At 52.4% G+C, this 15106-nt stretch carries 11 protein-coding genes; all 11 read right to left on the minus strand.

Annotated features, from left to right (window positions below; all coding sequences use genetic code 11):
• Nucleotides 1–54: 54 nt before the first annotated feature.
• Complete coding sequence (locus ACL2XJ_RS06860) at nucleotides 55–1224, minus strand: hypothetical protein (RefSeq protein ID WP_413726051.1); 1170 nt, start codon at nucleotides 1222–1224, stop codon at nucleotides 55–57.
• Between the two features lie 4 nt (nucleotides 1225–1228).
• Nucleotides 1229–1495, minus strand: coding sequence for a PAAR domain-containing protein (locus ACL2XJ_RS06865; protein WP_413726052.1), 267 nt, complete (start codon nucleotides 1493–1495; stop codon nucleotides 1229–1231).
• A 147-nt stretch (nucleotides 1496–1642) separates the two neighbouring features.
• Nucleotides 1643–2296 carry a DUF2931 family protein gene (locus ACL2XJ_RS06870; protein WP_413726053.1) on the minus strand — a complete coding sequence of 218 codons (654 nt, stop codon included), beginning with the start codon at nucleotides 2294–2296 and terminating at the stop codon, nucleotides 1643–1645.
• Complete coding sequence (locus tag ACL2XJ_RS06875; RefSeq protein ID WP_413726054.1) at nucleotides 2293–3885, minus strand: T6SS phospholipase effector Tle1-like catalytic domain-containing protein; 1593 nt, start codon at nucleotides 3883–3885, stop codon at nucleotides 2293–2295. The genes ACL2XJ_RS06870 and ACL2XJ_RS06875 overlap by 4 nt, the downstream gene beginning before the upstream one ends.
• Nucleotides 3886–3992: 107 nt before the next feature.
• Nucleotides 3993–6494, minus strand: coding sequence for a type VI secretion system Vgr family protein (locus tag ACL2XJ_RS06880; RefSeq protein WP_413726055.1), 2502 nt, complete (start codon nucleotides 6492–6494; stop codon nucleotides 3993–3995).
• Nucleotides 6488–9115 carry a type VI secretion system ATPase TssH gene (tssH, locus tag ACL2XJ_RS06885; protein WP_413726056.1) on the minus strand — a complete coding sequence of 876 codons (2628 nt, stop codon included), beginning with the start codon at nucleotides 9113–9115 and terminating at the stop codon, nucleotides 6488–6490. Before tssH ends, ACL2XJ_RS06880 begins: the two co-directional genes overlap by 7 nt.
• A gap of 168 nt (nucleotides 9116–9283) precedes the next feature.
• Nucleotides 9284–9775: an Hcp family type VI secretion system effector gene (locus tag ACL2XJ_RS06890; RefSeq protein ID WP_132924354.1), complete on the minus strand. Its 492-nt coding sequence runs from the start codon at nucleotides 9773–9775 to the stop codon at nucleotides 9284–9286.
• A gap of 32 nt (nucleotides 9776–9807) precedes the next feature.
• Nucleotides 9808–11505, minus strand: coding sequence for an OmpA family protein (locus tag ACL2XJ_RS06895; RefSeq protein ID WP_413726057.1), 1698 nt, complete (start codon nucleotides 11503–11505; stop codon nucleotides 9808–9810).
• Nucleotide 11506: 1 nt separating this feature from the next.
• A complete protein-coding gene (gene tssL, locus ACL2XJ_RS06900) occupies nucleotides 11507–12178 on the minus strand; it encodes a type VI secretion system protein TssL, short form (protein ID WP_203524094.1) in 672 nt (223 codons plus the stop codon).
• Complete coding sequence (tssK, locus tag ACL2XJ_RS06905) at nucleotides 12175–13524, minus strand: type VI secretion system baseplate subunit TssK (RefSeq protein ID WP_413726058.1); 1350 nt, start codon at nucleotides 13522–13524, stop codon at nucleotides 12175–12177. Before tssK ends, tssL begins: the two co-directional genes overlap by 4 nt.
• Before the next feature lie 17 nt (nucleotides 13525–13541).
• Complete coding sequence (gene tssC / locus ACL2XJ_RS06910; protein WP_203524096.1) at nucleotides 13542–15092, minus strand: type VI secretion system contractile sheath large subunit; 1551 nt, start codon at nucleotides 15090–15092, stop codon at nucleotides 13542–13544.
• Nucleotides 15093–15106: the final 14 nt, after the last annotated feature.

The following is a 15106-nucleotide window of genomic DNA, read 5'->3' on the forward strand; positions in this document are numbered from 1 at the left end:
AGACCAGATGCTATTGCAATAAAAAAAAGAATAGAACCTACCACTTTCCAGGGATTAGGCAGTATCATTATGCACCACCTCGGAAGATTGAATTGCATTAACCACCCAATTTTCTTCCCATCGCCCCAATACTATTTGATTTTCATTCATATGTTGAGCAATATCCGCAGCAACTCCTAATGCCATCCATCCTCCCAAGGGTCCCGTTTTCCCAACAAATTTTTCAAAATCTATAATATTTTCTGATAGGAATTCCATTATATATTTTCGGTGTTCTTGCAGGATCGTCATGTTGAATTCATTACTTTTCATATCCGCAAGCCATATTTTATTGGCTAGCCTGGACACATTTTGCATATTAAGCATAATGCTATATTTCGATTGGAAGTCATCGCTAATAGCATCCATTGTGCGGTAAACTTTAGCTTTACCCGACAATTTATGATCATCTGCCCAGTCGTCAGAAACGAAAACAAAGATTGCCGCCATTTCGGAACAATTGCACATTATTGGGAACTGGAGTGCGAGCAAAATATTTACATTTTCTTCAGAAGATTTTATCCAGTCATTTAATATCGTCTGGGGCAATGCTCTAACAATCTTGATGGATTGTTCAGGTCGAATTTCACCATTACTATCAACGAAGGCAGATCGAATAGCGTCGCAGATTTGAACGTCGTATTTTTCCTCTAGAGAAATAACAGTGATATACGGTTTAAAGGAATTTGGTAAATTCCTTAAAGTAGATGAAACAGAAGAAAGCAACGATAAAATTATTTTCCTAATCGTCAAGTCTGGAAATTGAGTTAATTTGTTGACTTGATTATACCTTACTTCTAATGAGTGGGCAGGATTAATCAAAGATGATGCGGTTAAACCCTCCGGTAAATACACCGTACTATTTATGACCATTAAATATCGGCTTGCCCAGCTTTGCCGGGCGGCTAACGCGTCTTTGTGTATTTGTTTGGTTTGGTTATATTGACTTACCCTATTACCATATAAAAGCAATTTAAAACCAAATAAGCCCGTCCAGATTAAAAGCAGTATGCCGAAGGTATATTGCCAAAAGGTCACGCTGCCCGTTTCAGTCCAACCCACGGGCCAAAAAAAATGTCCCATCAGGCAAATAACAGGAATTGAAATGAGCACGCCCCCCCACACTTTCAATGCTGTCAAAGCAGGGGAAGCTGTTGCAGGTAAAGTGAATATCTCCCACCCCATCGTATCATCCTAAACCGACGCCCGGCGTGCTTGAGATGACCACACAGCCGCATTCACAACGACAACCGTCCACGACAATCTCTTTGCCATCTGAGAACCACTCGGATGAGCCTTCGATAATAGAATTATTGCCATGGTCCGATATTGGACAACTGATCATATCACCTTTAAGAGCAACTTTTTTATTGTCTATTAACATGGAGGATGAGGCAGAAATCACTTCACCTCCGTGAGAGGTTTTATCGCTTAATAAAACAAAGCCTTTTGTCATACTCACTCCTTATATTATTAATAGTGTTAAAATTTTAGTTATAATTCAAATAAATAAAAAACCAGGTTTTTTATAAAAAAATTAATATTTAATTTATTTTTAATGACTTTTTCTTCAGAAAATGCGCTATGTCGACAAAAAAAAATGTTACCATTCGCCGTAGGGGAATTGTTTATCCTTTATATAGTCCTTGATTCTCTCCGAGAGACCATGCCCTGTAACTTCTGAACACCATTTCATATCTTTGCCCGAGACGCCGCTCCCTTCAGCAATAACTACTCTCTTTCCGCCAGGGCCTGGATTTCTCAGCCAAGCTTTTATCGCTCCCCCGGGTGCCAGACCGAAATAAACCACATCTCGATAATCACCTATAAGACGCCCCGTCTGCAAAGAATAAAAGACCACTTCCTGCATTAAATCACTTCCTTCTTTGGGAATGGTGATAGTGCTTTCATAGGTTTTTTGTTCAACCACCGAAAACCAGCATATGCTGAAAATCCAAGGCAGGCCGGGAACAGCGTCATTGGTGCTTATTCGGGCAAAAGCATTATCTCCCCATTTACCTTGGCTCGTCGGATTAAGACCTCCTACTCCTTTGAGAATCAACCTGGATTCAAACACTTCGCCCTTAGTATTCATCATTCTGGCCATAAAAGGTTTCGCAGGTAATTTATAAGGGTCTACGATTGAATAATACCATTTTCCCGGCCATTCTGAGGATGCCGATTTAGTTGGCTTTTTATTACCGGCTTTGCAAGAGCTGAGTACAAGTAAGCTTATTATTAATAATAAATATTTCATATTTGTTTTCCTTGCAAGTCATAAACGTTTCTTTTTCCATTCTCTGTAGGTCTGTTTGGGAAAAATATAACGGAAAAATTTACGCCATCCTCGAAAATCTCTTGCTGAGTTTTAAGGTTTTTCTTTATAACCTTCCAATTTGCCGAGCAATGAATATATTTTTCTGCTAAAAGAGCCAATTCATCTGAACTGAAAGGAATAATGTCTTTACCATTCCTTATGGCCTTTCCTTGAGCACGGGCTTTATTCATCAAAATATGAAGTTCCGGTGGCACGGGATAGTCAATATTCATTTCCGATTTGTCAAATTCACATCCCGCCTCTTCGGCCGCATCAAGCATCACCCGCAATATGGCTAATGACCAACCATTGGACACATTGCGCTGCATGCGTATGGCCGCGCCAACATATTTCAACCTTCCCGATTGCTTTTCAGAAGGTACCGGCTCATCCCAAAGTTGAATCCAGGTTTCCGCTTTTTGTAACATCGGTCCCCATATTGGATCGGCAAGCCGCGTCTGTTTTTCTTGCTCTGCCCTTTTATAGACGCGCGTAGACTTATTTTCCATGGATACTGGAACCGTATTGTACTCTGGACGGCTTATAAAGTAGTCTTCTGATTCCATGGGATGATAGCCGCCGCCAATATCGCTGTGCGCGCCTGGCAATGGGAGTTCCGGATAACCTGGTTTCACGCTGTTTAATGAAAAGTTATGCCGAAACTCATGCTCTGCGGTGATGTGAAAGACTCTTTTTGCTATTCCCACCGGAAGATAAATATTAACATCACCTGTATCCGCGCTGCTCGGAACAGGCGTGGCAACAGCGGACACAGTATCAAATAAACCCAGAAAACGTATAGAGTGATTAGCATGGGTCGGCAAAGAAATATCAGCGCTTTGAAAGTTAGTTGATAATGCAGAAAATAATTTAGTATCTTGTGTTCTAATTCTATTAGAAAAATGACGCGCGGCGGCGGCTCCTCGGCTAAAACCAAAAATATCAAACTGCAGTTTTTCTATTTCCAAACCATCAAAATTTTTTAGATAATTTGACAAAGACTTATTAATTTCCTCAATCGCCCGATCTGTTTTAGCGATAATTCCGGTGCTGCTTCTTCCGGTTGCCATACCAACACTAGAGTCGGCGACTCCGTTACTAGTACCTATGCCTTCAACATAAAAACTTATTTGTAGGTTATCAGCCAGCGTTGAAAATTGCGGATCACTATCATCACGGTATAAATTATATAACCTATGAACATTGGTATAAGAACCATCATAACTGGCTCTCGCTATATTCCCTCGCAGGCCAAAACGATCTGCCTCGCAGGCATTTAAAATTCCTTGAGCCTCACTATCATTATAACCTACAGATTCCGCAGAGCAGTTCTTTTGACGCAGAGTCGAGTTAAACGCATTATTCCCGGTGCCGTCAAAAAACACCCCCAGCGTCAAGGTTATTTTTCTTTTCGGCATCGCCGAACATGACACCGGTATGCCTTTTGCAAAAGGTGCCGTATTTCCTGAACTGGTCACTACTGACTTTTCTTCGTTTTGTTGATTGTGTGGTTGTTGATTATCTTTCATATTATTGCTGTGGATATCGAATATTTCCGTGGCGGCATAAAAACAGACGACGCCTTATTATAGTCATTGTGCCGCAATGATCTTTGGTTAACGAATAATCGTCAAAATCATGAAAATTCAATGCTTATCTTTTCCGGAGATGACGTCGTAATTTCCATTGTTTTTCCCTCCATATCAGTGACGCCCTCAAATACCTTTCCTTCAGCGGTTGTTATGCGATAGCGTCTATTCGGCAGTACTTCCCCTGTTGTTTCATCCTTCGCGATAAAGAACTCGCTAAAGCCTGAAGGCAACGTAACCGTCGGCGCACTGTAGCTGGCGGCATTCATTTTTTGTACACAGGTTGATTTCAATAAAATATTATTCGGGCAACCCAATTCAATGTTTCCGCCTTTCATTCGAATATACGCATTCCCGCAATTCAGCAATAATTCATCTTGGGCGGTGATCTGCACCTTACCTTCCACGCTTGCAATATCGATATTTTTTCCCGCTAAAACGGAGAGCGCATCATTTTGTGCTTGGATATCGACTTTGCCGCGATTAGCAAAGAGCTTCATTCCCTTATTTTTAGCGAACAGGCTAACTGCCTCACCCGCCGCGACCATAAATGTTTTCAGTACGCTGATATCAGCATTCTTTCCCGCCGTCAGCGACACCGAGCCTTGCCCTGATGAAAGCTGTACATTTTCCGGGCTAAGCACCGCAGTGCCATGGGGGGCATGGACCACAAGCCCGGCTTTGGCCAGTTGATGTAATGCTGAATTTAATCGCTGTTGTCCTGATTCTTCAGCCAGCTCGGCTTTAGCGAGTTCTGACGCCTGAGACAATGTTTTAACGATAGATAATGCCCTATCTAACTGCTCAATGGCCGCCTGCATATCCAGCTGATTTCCATTGGCCTTCGGCTGCGCATCGGCGCTGATGAAGATGCCCTTAGCCGCCCGTAGTGCCCCGTGCAGGTCGGTTCGAATCTCAAACCCCTCGCCGCGGGGCTGCTTGCCGCTGTCCACCAGATGCCCCAGATTAAGCTGGGTTTTGCCGCCATACTCGGTGCTGAGCTTGATATGCTCCCGATCCCGCGTGTCGTCCAGTCGCAGTTTGTTGTTTGCCGGCGTGCGCAGCACGTTGCGCTTGTAGTTCTGCAGCGTGACGAGATCCGGGGTTTTGGAATCATGCAGGGCATAGGCGATATAGGGTTTGTCAGGATTGCCCTGTTCGAAGGCTATCGCCACTTCGGTGCCCGCCAGCAGAGGCGTATGCAATCCATAGGTATCGCCGGCATAGGGCCGCGCCTGACGCAGCCACAGGCTCTCAAAGCCGGGTTGCCATTCATCACGATCGAAATCGAACGACACCCGGTAGCGTCCGTCACTGTCGATATGGCTGTAGGTGTCATTTACGCGCGTGCTGGTTACCCGGGCCGGCAAGGTGCCGGCCATTACCGGCTTCGCCGTCGGCTCGGGGCGGAAACAGACGATTTCCGAATAGGGGATGGCGGTAAACTCCACCTCAAGACCCCTGTCTCGCGCCGCACGGCTGCGGATGCCGGTTATCACCGCGCCTTCCTGGAATACACCCGGCGCATTCTCACCCCGGACCTTGAGTTCCTGGCCGGGAGCCAGTATGGCGGAGCTGGTAAAACCTTTCAGTTTGGTTTGCCGGTTCAGGTAGCGCTCATGGCGCAGCCGGGCGTAAAACGTTCCGCTTTCAGGCTCCGGGTCCGTCGCGTGTTTGTCGCCGATGGTGAGATAATTGTCCGCATAATGATAGGCTTCGCCGTAGGTCGTCTTGTCCCCGCGGGTCACATCCGCCTCACCGTCCATAAGCGCCGAAGCATCGCGATAGTTGTAGTCGCGGGTACTGACCCGGCCCGCCACCACCCGGTACGCCGTTTGCAAGTCCCAGACGCAGGAAGCCCCGCCGGCATCCAGGCCCGAGGGGTTACGTAGCGGCAGAAGCGAACCGGACCGATAGTGGCGCTGGTCGTCATAAAATTCCACCACGTCGATGTTGAGCCGCGGGTCGGCGGTGAAGAGAAACCAGATCCCCACTTCGGCCAGCAGACGACTGATAAAGGTCAAATCGTCCTCGCCGTATTGCATCACCAGTTCGCGTTTCGGGTAAACGCGGACCAAGGTGAATAAAAAGTCCTGGCCCTTAAAGCAGTGGCGGTCGCGCAATACCTTCTCCACAATTTCCGGTACGGATAAATGCTGGTAAATGCGGTGCTGCAGGCTGTTCCTCAGCAGAGCGAGGCGCGGGACCAAGGTAACTTCATAGCGGCTTTCGTCCCTGGAGGCGGAGAGGCGTTTAAATCCGGCAACCACGCCGTGGATCGAGCGTAACGGGGCCGCAGCCGGCGCCGGCAGTCCGAACTCCGGCAATACGGCAGGCGTTGCATTGAGGGTAAAAGTGGCATCCCGCATCAGCATTTGGGTTGAAGGAATATCCTTTGCCGGACTGGTGAGTTCGATACGGTAGCGAAACGGGCGGCTGAGATGCTCTTCGCCGGTAAACGCCAGCACATCCAGAGGCGTTTTATTGTCCCACACCAGGAGCTTATGCTGGCGATGCTCGAACGGCAGAATATTAGCGGCGTTTAACATGGCTTGCGCTCCTCGTGGCTAAAGTCCAGGGTAATGCCTTCATCTATGCTGTAGTCCAGTTTCAAGCCGAGCGGTTTGCGCAACTCGGCGTGACGCTGCAAAAGTTGCTGGCTCAGCACCGGTAAAATTTGTTGGTTCAGCAGGCTATCGATATTGCGCGCCCCGCTGTCCGGCAACAGGCAGGCGGCTGCCAGCGCCTCCGGCAGGCTGTCGGTGTATTCGCAGCGCAAACCGTAATGCTGGTGCAGGCGCCGGATTACCTGTTGCAATTTGATGTGGACAATGCGCTTCATGGCGGCGGCATCGAGCGAACGGTATATCAGGGTTTGGAAACGCGACAGCAGGGCGGGTTGAAAACGATCGCGCAAAATGGGGCGCAGCAGTTCGTGCAATGTGCTATCCGGTGCATCCGGCTGCTGTTCCAGCGCAGCCATCAGCCTATCGCTGCCGAGATTGGCGGTCATCATGATGACGGTATTGCGAAAATCGATCTCCCGTCCCTCGCCGTCCCTCATCACGCCCCGATCAAATACCTGATAGAACAGATTGAGTACGTCAGGGTGGGCTTTCTCCACCTCATCCAGCAGCACGACGCTGTAAGGACGTTTACGTACCGCCTCGGTGAGCACGCCGCCTTGGCCATACCCGACGTAGCCCGGCGGCGATCCCTTGAGCTGGGAAACGGTGTGAGGCTCTTGATATTCGGAAAGATTAATGGTTATCAAGGAACGGTTTCCGCCAAAAAGCGCATCGGCCAACGCCAGCGCGGTTTCTGTTTTGCCGGTGCCGCTCGATCCAACCAGCAGGAATACGCCTAAAGGACAGTTTTCAGGCGTCAACCCGGTTTTTGCCACCCGCAGCCGTTGCGCCAGGGACTCAATAGCGCGATGTTGACCGATGATCCTTTGCGACAGCGTGTTTTCCAGTCCCAGCAAATTGACCTGTTCATCTTTCAACAGACTGCCGAGGGGGATCCCGGTCCAATCCGCCACCACCGAGGCCACCATACGTACATTTACATCCGGCGATATCATTGGCGAATTACCCTGCAACAGCGCCAGCTTTTGCTGTAAAGCGTCGACATGGCCGTCGAGGATGTTATTCCCCCTGGCGGCCAGTAGCTGTTTCGTCAGCTCTTTCTCTTGTTGATAGCGTTCTTGGACGGCATTGAGCTTTTCGTGCAGCTTTTCACGGCGGATATCGATGTCAAGCAGCCGATCCGTGCCGGAGGTAAATCCGGTGGCTGAATCCTGTAGCAGTGACTCCCGTTCCATATCCAGCGCGGTAATCTGATTTTGCAATTCCATGAGTTTATCCGGCCGGGTATTCAGGCTCATGTGTGCCCGCGCCCCGGCGGTATCAAGCAGGTCTACGGCCTTGTCGGGCAATTGCCGTCCGGTGAGATAACGGCGGGATAAGGCGACGGCGGCCCGTATCGCGTCGTCCTGGATATGCACGCCGTGATGGACGGCATAGCGCTCTTTGAGCCCGCGCAGCATCAGGCAGGCGGTGTCATCGTCCGGTTCGGCCACTTTCACCATTTGAAAACGCCGTTCCAAGGCGGCGTCACGTTCGAAATAGTGTTTATATTCCCCCCAGGTGGTGGCGGCGATGGTGCGAAGCTCGCCGCGGGCCAGCGCGGGCTTCAGCAGATTGGCGGCATCGGCGCCGCCCGCCTGGTTACCGGCGCCGATCAGGGTATGGGCTTCGTCGATAAACAGCAGTACCGGGCTGGGGGCATTTTGTACGGCCTCGATGATGTTTTTCAAACGCTGTTCAAATTCTCCTTTTACCCCCGCGCCAGCCTGAAGCAGACCTAGATCCAGCGTACGTACGCTGACGGATTTCAGGCTATCCGTCACCTCGCCGCTGATAATGCGCAGTGCCAGACCTTCAACCAGCGCGGTTTTACCCACGCCGGGCTCTCCCACCAGAATCGGATTGTTTTTGCGTCGCCGCGACAGGATATCGATCATCTGCCGGATTTCCGCGTCGCGCCCTAATACCGGGTCAAGCTGCCCGGCACGGGCTTTGGCGGTTAAATCCAGCGTGAACTTGTCCAATATCTGTTGTGTCTGGGATACCGAAGGGAGATCTGTGGGCAGCGATGAAGACAGCATGGACGCAATGTCCGGCTGTGGACACTGTGGCCGTTCATCCGATTGCATATCCAGCAGCGGCAGCAGACGGCTGAGCTGGGCATCGCCCAGGCCGGGCAGCAGCCAGGGCGTTTTGGTTTGCAGCAACGAAGGCGTGGATATCAATGCAAACAGTAAATGCACCGAGCGTATTTGCTCAATGTTCTCTTGCAGCGAGGCCTCAAGCCAGGCCGATTTGATTAACCTCTGCAACGCATTGGAAAGCTGCGGTTTACTCTGGATGCTGCGGGGCAGCTTTTCAAGCTGTGATAACAGCCCCTGCCACAGGTCATCCATATCCCACTCATAGCGGCGGGCGATCACCGTGATATCCCCGTCTCCCTGCTCAAGCAGTTTGAGCAGCCAATGTTCGACGGTAATTTCCCCGTGGGCCCGCGTTTGGCATAAGGAGGCCGCGGCGGCTAAGGCTTCGGCGCAATAAGGGTTCAGTCGGCGCAATAACGGGGCACAATGGTTGTCCATATTGTCAGGTCTCGTCTCAGTGGCCTTGAAGGCGATAGCTACCGCACGGCCCGTGTCCCGGTCCGGTGAGGAAAGCGTTGTGTATGGTCTTAGCTGAAGAGCGTTCCGGACGCCGCTCAGATAACGCCACTAAGGCCGCAGGCGGGCTTCCGCCTGCGAACCGGGTTATCAGGCGGAAGCCCGTTCGTTCCAGGAATCGGAATGAATAATGTTGCCGTCTTTATGGGTCCAGATTATTTTCTCGTAGCGGAATTCCACCTGCTCCAGGTGGTTGTGTCTCTCCTTGGCCGGATCTTTGATGTCATGCATCAGCGGGGCGACCTTCACGACCTTGACGTTTTCCAGCCGGGTGTTGAAGTACTCTACTTCCTGTCCGGCATCATCGATTTTGTACCATTTGATTTCCGCCGATTTAAGCGTCTGGCCGGAGGTGACGGCTTTATAAAGGTAGGGACTTGACGCATCCACTTCCTTGGTGAAAACCAGGGGGGTATGGATGCGGGTGCCGGTCAGCTTGCCGGTGTTATTATCCGTGGGGATATAGAGGCTATGTTCCAGAGCCGTCATTTCTATACTGCCTTCGCGACCCTGAACGTTTACAGACCCTTTGATGTCTGCGCCGCCGTCGTCTTTCAGCCAGAGATATGCGGGAATTGCCATGGGTTAACTCCTGTTATTGATGAATATCGCCTTCATTGGCGAAGAGGTGGTGCCTGAATCCCGGCCACGGGTTGACATGCCCCCGGCTCCGGTATCAGTCTGATGTCGACCCGGCGGTTGGCCGCACGCCCGGCCACGGTGTCATTACCGGCAATGGGCCGGGCGGAACCGTGGCCCTGTACCGCAAAACAGCCGGACGGAATATTGCCCATGGTGCGCAGCCAATCACGCACCGCTTCGGCGCGAGCCAATGACAAATCCTGATTGCGCCGGTGGCTGCCGGTGTCGTCGGTATGGCCGGCGACGACTATCAGCCATCCCGGCTGCGCCTTGATATCCATCAAGGCGGCCACCAGCACCTTGGTGGCCTCGGGTTTAAGACTGGCGCTGCCGGCATTGAATAACGACAGGCTGTTAAGATTGAGGGTTTGCGGACCCGGCGCATGGGGTTGCGGTGCATCCGATACAAATAGGGGCGGCATGTAACCGTCAATGGCCGCCAGCAGCCCGGCGTAAAGACTGGTGCCGGAATACAAGCCCAATCCAAGGCGCAGCGGTGTTCCCTGCCGATGGTAAAGCTCCAGTTCCTTGGCATCGTTAACCAGTACCGTCAGGGCTGACGCCTTGGGGCCATGGGCCGACGGGGGAATGTTATGATAACGTTGCAAATCGGCGGCAACGCGGATCAACAGGCGCTGGTTGTTCCAGGCCACGATGCAAAGCGCGGCAAGACAATATCCGGTCAGCACCGCCATACCCCAAGCCATCGCCCGCCGGCAGGCGGTCGGCCCTTGTGGCCGAGGCAGCATCCATAGCAGGGGATCGGGGAAAGGTAACGATGTTTCCCTTGCGGAAGAAAAAGACACGGGCCGCAACAGTGTCCGGGCCGCAAGATGGCGTTGCCAGACATTGCCGCTCAAGACGGGCATTGACGTAAAGCGCACCGCCAGATCCGATTGGACTCGAGGTGGGCAGCCATATTTGTCGGCGGGTTTTTCCGCCATCAGCGTATCGCGGTACCAGGCCAACAGGGCCTGTGCTTCTATAATCTGGGGCAAGTGATGGATAGGCTCCCCGCCGCTTTTTATGGACAATCCGTCCTCTGTTTCCTGCCCGGACGCTGCCAGCTCGCCGATTATGCCGAGGGCTCCCTCTGTCGGGCAGAAATACCAGGGGCCGTCTTTGCCGTTGAGGAACAGGCATATCATTGCCGGCGGCCTGTGGCCGATATTGCGGGACATCCCCGCCAATTCATGATGCCAGCCGCGCAAAATCGTCCGGAGGACGCCCTGATCTGTATGCGACTGCGGAGACAAAAAAAACATTGCGGCCAGTTGCCGCCTCCAAGCCGGACGCTGCGCCAGGAGGACAGGCGTCAATCTGGCCAGCTCTTTGGCCGCGCCAAGCCGCAGGTAGCAGCCGTGGGGGATTTCACGCACCAATGCCGGGCCAAATAGTCTATCCAGATCGTCGCTGTCGCCGCAGACCAGCACTATGGGCGTGGAGCATTCACCGGGCAATGCCGCCAGCAGATGTTGATATTCGGCGGAGACGGGAAATGCCTTCCGCCCGCAAATTATCCAGGCTCCCGCCACGGCCGACAGCGTTAGCGCCCCGCTGAAGAATCGCGCCGTCATTCCCCAAGGCAGGACACCCAGACATAACATCAGCGTTAAACCGCCAATAAGCAGCCATAATCCGCGTTTCATGCGCACCGTCATGATTGGCATTTTATTGAGATTCCGGCAGCAGTTCTGTCAGCAGCATGTGAAGATGATGGTGCAGCCCCCACCAAAGCCCGGCCACTGAAAAGATGGCGATACCGCCCCAAAACCATAAAGAGCGCCTGCCGAAAAATTGATAAAGACTGTCAGCGTCCGGGCTGAGCAATACCGATGCCGGCGTTGTTTCAAGGGCAGGGATTTTGGTCTCCAGAACGGCTATCAATTGATCTCGCGGCCCTTGCGGCTGGTTACGATAGCGGCCCTGAAACCCCAGCACCAGGATGCGGTGAAAACAGATCAAAACCGTTTCATCGGGCGCGGGCTGGTTCAGTACCGTCCTTATCCGCTCAAATAAACGCTCGCCGGCTTGAAGAGTATTGAAAAAGTGAGCCTGCAGCGGTTTTGCCAGCCATATCTGATGTCCATCGTCAGGGATGTCATTGCCCAAACCGCGGCCTAATACGGTTTCATCCAGCAAAGCGCATTGCGCATAGGTAATATGATCGATGCTCTCGTCGGAATAGTCCGCCAGGAGCAATTGCCGACGGACCTCTTCAACCTGTCCCTGGCACTGCTGATAGAGTTTTTCGCCCTGCTCGGCGGCCGCCCCGTTGCGCAGCTGGATCACCGTCAGGAAGGTTTCGCACAGCAGGTTATCGATGGAAAGCGTTGTTTTCATGCGCGCAGCACCGCAAAAAGTTCGAGTTGTATATCAGGCAACGAGCCCGGCACATAAAGATAACAACAGCCGGCGGCCAGCATGGCTTGAGCCGCGGAATGGCTCAGATCCATGGCAAAGTATTGATTTTCAAGACGCAAAGGTATCGCGGCAGGCACTTGGCTCAGGCAAACCAGGGGGACTCCGTTCAGAGCGGTGTTAACCAGCTCGTGCACATCGTCCGGCGCCCCGATTTTGCACAGCGCGGGAAACTGGCTTTGTAACCTATGGGCGGGCACACTGGAGCGTACCGAGAGATAAAAATCCGCTTCTTCGCGCAGGCGAACATCATTCAGCGGTGCCTTCCAATAGTTGGGGCCGATGCTCTCAAGCGCCAGCGTCAGTACCCGCGAGGGCAGACTGGCCTCCAGTAAGGTTCCGATAAGGCCGAACAGCGGTGGAAAAACCGTCTCCAAGCGTTCATGGTCATAAGGAGGGATCGCATCGATATCCTGGTCAAGGGAAAACGTCAGCAGCGCACCGGCCAGTTTTATCAGTTCGCGATACAGCAGTTCCGGATGAACCGCCGGGTCTCTGAGTAAATCAGCCAGCACCGGCTCGCTGGAATTGAGGGCATTAAGCAGCCAGAACAGCGAAACATCCGCCACGGCGAAATCCGCCATCCTCTGGTTGCTTTCCCGGCGCATCCCCATCAAGCGTCGGCGCTTGGCCTGTAGCTGGCCCATCAGCAGGCCTAACGCGCGGTACATCTCATCACCGGCGCCAAACGATAATAACGGCGGAATAAACTGTCGATCCAATTCCCAGTTGCCGCGCCCGTCACGTAACAGACGCGCCACCGGGCAGGTCAGATATTCGCCGTTTTTGTCGAAATCAAAACGCAGCGAGAGTTCATAGCGTTCCACCGCGATGGATTCGCTTTCATTGCCTAATACATCCTGTACCTCCGCCCACTCCTGGCGGTAACGGACCGGATGCCCTTTTTCCTCCTCTTGCCGCCGGCAGTTACCGCCGTTGGCGTGTTCCAGCGGCAATGCCAGCAAAACTTCCACCCGGCGAACATCGGCGGGAAGAACCTGGGCAATATCGCATGGGGGAGGCAACGTATCGCAGCGATCGGTGTCGATCAAACTCCCATCGGCCATGCGAACATGAAGATACTCCGCTTTTAGCCGGTTCAGCCGCAGCGCGTCGGTATCGAACCGGGCGGCCAGTACGCCCCAGGGATATCGCACGCTCAGTCGGTCAAGGCAGCTCCGGTGAAAAGCTTCCCAACGCGCCTGCTGCTGAAATTGCTGAGGCGCCAGAAAAGCGCCTTCGATCCAAAGAGGCCGGTAAATTTTCATGGGGGTTGTTGTCCCTCTCAAACCTTGGCCCGCGGCATTTGAGATACCAGTGAAAGATTCACATCCATCCCTTCCACCTGGAAATGGGGCACCGCATAGAGTTTGACGCGAAAGAAACCCGGGTTGTCATCAATATCTTCAACCGTCACCTTTGCGTCGCGCAGAGGATGCGACGCCTGTAAATCGTCCCCCGGATCGGTCATTTCCGTCACCAGGCCGCGGATCCAGTTATTCAGCTCCAGCTCCAACAGGCGGCGATCTTTGGTGGTACCGATATTTTCACGCTGGATAAGCTTCAGGTAATGAGCGATACGCGACAACAGGAAGATATAGGGCAGGCGGGAATTGATGCGGCTGTTGGCCGTAGCGGTCTGACTGTCGTATAACGCCGGTTTCTGCACCGAATTGGCGGAGAAAAAACAGGCATAGTCTCGATTTTTATAATAAGACAACGGGATAAAGCCCAGGTTGGCGAACTCGAACTCCCTGGTTTCCGGGATCATGACTTCCGAGGGGATCTTGACCTGATTGCCCGTGCCGAGATCATAAAGGTGGATAGGCAGGTCGGTCACCGCCCCACCTGCCTGTGGCCCGCGGATTTGCACGCACCAGCCGTTTTTGATAAAGCTTTTCACCATGTTGGCGGCAAAGGCGAAAGATGCATTGGTCCACAGGTAGCGATCGTGATCCGGTCCTTTTACCTGCTCAATGTAGTTGAAGCTACGCACAGGAACGGTATCAGGGCCGTAGGGCAGCCGGCCCAGCACGCGCGGCAAGGTCAGACCGATATAGCGGGCATCGTCGCTGTCGCGGAAAGCCTTCCATTTCAGGTATTCGGCGCGGTCGAAATAATTGCCGATATCTTTAATGGCGGCCACGTCTTCCATGGTCTCTTTACCGAAAAAGGCCGGCCCGACGGAGCCGATAAACGGCATATGGGCGGCGGCGGCCACTTTGGATATGTTACGCAGCAAGGCGATATCCCGCGGACCGCGATCGAACTCGTAGTTTGAAATGGCGGCGGCAATGGGCTCCCCGCCCGGCGTATCATACTCGTGGGTGTAGGTGATGGCGTAGAGACCGCTTTGGGCGATTTCCGGCGCATCGTCAAAATCCTGCACAAGATGATCTTTACTGATATCCAGCAGCTCAATTCGCACGTTATGGCGAAAATCGGTCTGATCAATCAGGGACTTCACTCCGCGCCAGGTGGATTCGAGGCGCTGGAAATCCGGATGATGCATGACCTGGTCCAATTGCCGGCTGATTTGGTTATCCAGCGCGGCGATATGGCTGTCCAAAAGCGTTTTATCCAGCCGCTCCACCCTTTGTCGCGACTGTCCGAGCAAGTCCATAAACACCCGAACCGCCGCCGTTACCCTTTCATCGGTGGAGACATCAGAAAGGGCATCGCTGTTCTGAAACGACTCGATAGCGGTAACGGAGGTTACCGGGGTAAGATTGATTTTCTCAAACAGAGCCGCATAGACACTTTTCGCCCCCTCGGCAGCGTTGTTTTGTACCTCAGTGGTTGCGTGATCACGAACGTTGTTTTCCTGTAACGACATAAATGCAGTTCCTT

This window comes from Sodalis sp. RH16, assembly GCF_047324245.1.
Taxonomy (GTDB): Bacteria; Pseudomonadota; Gammaproteobacteria; order Enterobacterales; family Enterobacteriaceae; genus Acerihabitans; species Acerihabitans ligni.

Excerpts from the sequence above, each read along its gene's own strand:
- ACL2XJ_RS06860 (WP_413726051.1), bottom strand. The coding sequence starts at position 1,224 with ATGGGGTGGGAGATATTCACTTTACCTGCAACAGCTTCCCCTGCTTTG.
- ACL2XJ_RS06865 (WP_413726052.1), bottom strand. The coding sequence starts at position 1,495 with ATGACAAAAGGCTTTGTTTTATTAAGCGATAAAACCTCTCACGGAGGT.
- ACL2XJ_RS06870 (WP_413726053.1), bottom strand. The coding sequence starts at position 2,296 with ATGAAATATTTATTATTAATAATAAGCTTACTTGTACTCAGCTCTTGC.
- ACL2XJ_RS06875 (WP_413726054.1), bottom strand. The coding sequence starts at position 3,885 with ATGAAAGATAATCAACAACCACACAATCAACAAAACGAAGAAAAGTCA.
- ACL2XJ_RS06880 (WP_413726055.1), bottom strand. The coding sequence starts at position 6,494 with ATGTTAAACGCCGCTAATATTCTGCCGTTCGAGCATCGCCAGCATAAG.
- tssH (WP_413726056.1), bottom strand. The coding sequence starts at position 9,115 with ATGGACAACCATTGTGCCCCGTTATTGCGCCGACTGAACCCTTATTGC.
- ACL2XJ_RS06890 (WP_132924354.1), bottom strand. The coding sequence starts at position 9,775 with ATGGCAATTCCCGCATATCTCTGGCTGAAAGACGACGGCGGCGCAGAC.
- ACL2XJ_RS06895 (WP_413726057.1), bottom strand. The coding sequence starts at position 11,505 with ATGCCAATCATGACGGTGCGCATGAAACGCGGATTATGGCTGCTTATT.
- tssL (WP_203524094.1), bottom strand. The coding sequence starts at position 12,178 with ATGAAAACAACGCTTTCCATCGATAACCTGCTGTGCGAAACCTTCCTG.
- tssK (WP_413726058.1), bottom strand. The coding sequence starts at position 13,524 with ATGAAAATTTACCGGCCTCTTTGGATCGAAGGCGCTTTTCTGGCGCCT.
- tssC (WP_203524096.1), bottom strand. The coding sequence starts at position 15,092 with ATGTCGTTACAGGAAAACAACGTTCGTGATCACGCAACCACTGAGGTA.